Source organism: Streptomyces sp. NPDC054847 (genome assembly GCF_053610925.1).
This window is the reverse complement of the sequence record NZ_JBSGZJ010000729.1, coordinates 1-1870: the sequence shown is the minus strand read 5'-3', so window position 1 is coordinate 1870 and position 1870 is coordinate 1. Positions and strand designations below refer to the sequence as shown.

At 72.8% G+C, this 1870-nt stretch carries 2 protein-coding genes; both read right to left on the bottom strand.

Annotated features, from left to right (window positions below; translation table 11 throughout):
* Positions 1-33 precede the first annotated feature (33 nt).
* On the bottom strand, positions 34-855 hold the full coding sequence (locus ACWGH4_RS34735) for an NAD(P)H-binding protein (RefSeq protein ID WP_453467853.1): 822 nt from the start codon (positions 853-855) through the stop codon (positions 34-36).
* Positions 856-936: 81 nt separating this feature from the next.
* Positions 937-1806, bottom strand: coding sequence for an alpha/beta hydrolase (locus ACWGH4_RS34730; protein WP_453467855.1), 870 nt, complete (start codon positions 1804-1806; stop codon positions 937-939).
* Between the last annotated feature and the right edge of the window lie 64 nt (positions 1807-1870).

The window sequence follows — 1870 nt, the reverse complement described above, 5'->3', positions numbered from 1 at the left end:
CCGCTCGGCGGCCCCGCCCGTACCCGTGCCGTGTCAGCTCCTGAAGGTGTCCGCGTGCTCCTCGGCCCATTCGGCGAACGTCCGGGCCGGCCGGCCGGTGACCTTCTCGACGGTGTCGACGACGGTACGGCCGACGGGCGGTGTGTTGCCGTACGCCTCCAGCAGGAAGCCGATGACGTCCTCCGGCTGCCCTGCCGCCTTCCACTGCTCGACCGCCTGCTGTTCGCTCAGTTCGACGAGCCGGATCTTCCTGCCCCGGGCGGCGGCGAGCGCGTCGACCTTGTCCTCCAGCGTCAGCACCTGGGGGCCGGTGATCACGTACTCCTGGCCCGCGTGGCCGTCCTGGGTGAGGGCGACCGCCGCGACCGCGCCGATGTCGGCCTCGTGGACCATGGCGCTGAGCCTGTCGGCGAACGGTTCACGCACCTCGCCATCGGCGCGGATGCCGTCGGCCCACTCCAGGGCGTTCGCCATGAACTCCACCGGCATCAGCACGGTCCAGGCGAAGTCGCTCTCCCGTACCGCGTCCTCCAGCAGGCTCGGGCCGCCGCCGTGCAGCACGGTGATCCGCCGCACGCCGGCCGCCTTGGCCAGCTGAAGGATGCGCGGGCCGGTCTCCAGCGGCGCGAAGTACGGGCCGCCGAAGGTGATCAGGTGAAGGCCGGTGACGCCCTCCAGGGCGGGGGCCAGGGTGTCTGCATCGGTGAGGTCGCCCCGCACGACCTCGACGCCGTCGGGGAAGTCGGCCTTCGCGGGGTCGCGGGTCAGAGCACGGACGGACTGTCCACGGCGGAGAAGCTCCGCGACCACCTGGCGGCCTACTGTTCCGGTTGCTCCGGTCACGAGATTCGTCATGGGAAGAACGTATGAACCCTTGCGGTCAGGTTCTGTCCGCAAGGGTTCATCGAGTCCGTTCCACAGGGTGTTTCCGCAGGCTCACCAGGCGAGTTGGGCGATCTCCTCCGCGACCACGGCGCACGCGTCGGCCGCCGGGTCGATCAGCGGGAAGTGCCCGACCTCTTCGAGGAGCGTCCATCCGACGGTCTCACCCGCCTTCGCCGCCGCGTCCACGAACGCCTCCGCGACGGCCGGCGGCACGACGACGTCCGTACGGCCCTGCACCACGACCGTCGCGATGCCGGTCGGCAGCAGGACGGCGGGATCGCCGTGCGGGACGCGCTCGTCGTACTGTGCCTCGCCGCCCAGCAGTTGCCGTACGGCGCCGCCGCACACGCCCAGTTCCACGGCCGTGCCGAAATCGGCGATCGGGACCAGTGCGACGACACCGCGCAGCGGCGGCGGCGCCGCCAGCCGCCACGGCGAGCCGGCCGGCAGGACGTGCCGGGCGGCGGCCCACAGCGCGAGGTGGCCCCCGGCGGAGTGCCCGGTCACGACGGTCCGCCGCGGGTCGGCCTGCGGCAGTGCCTGCCGCGCCAGGTCCGGCAGGGCGTCCATCGCGGCCGCCACGTCGTCGAACGTCTCCGGCCACCGTCCGGCGACCGGCCCTTCTCCGCGCTGGCCCGGGATCTCCCGTCCGCGGCGGTACTCGACGTTGGCGACGGCGAGCCCGCGGCGCGCGAGGAAGTCGGCGAACGGCGTCACATGCCGCCGGTCGTACGGCGCCCGCCAGGCGCCGCCGTGCAGGACGACCACCAGCGGCACGGTGGCGTGCCCGCTGCGTGGCGCGTAGAAGTCGACGACCTGGTCGGGATGCTCCCCGTAGGAGACGGATACGTCCGGCGCGACGGCAGGATGCGACATCGCCGACGCTTCCTCGGCGGCGTCACGGGCGACGGGGTCCGGCATGTGCTGCTCCAACAGTCCCGTGGGGGTGGCCTGTTCCACCTGACCAGCGCGGACGCTACCAGCT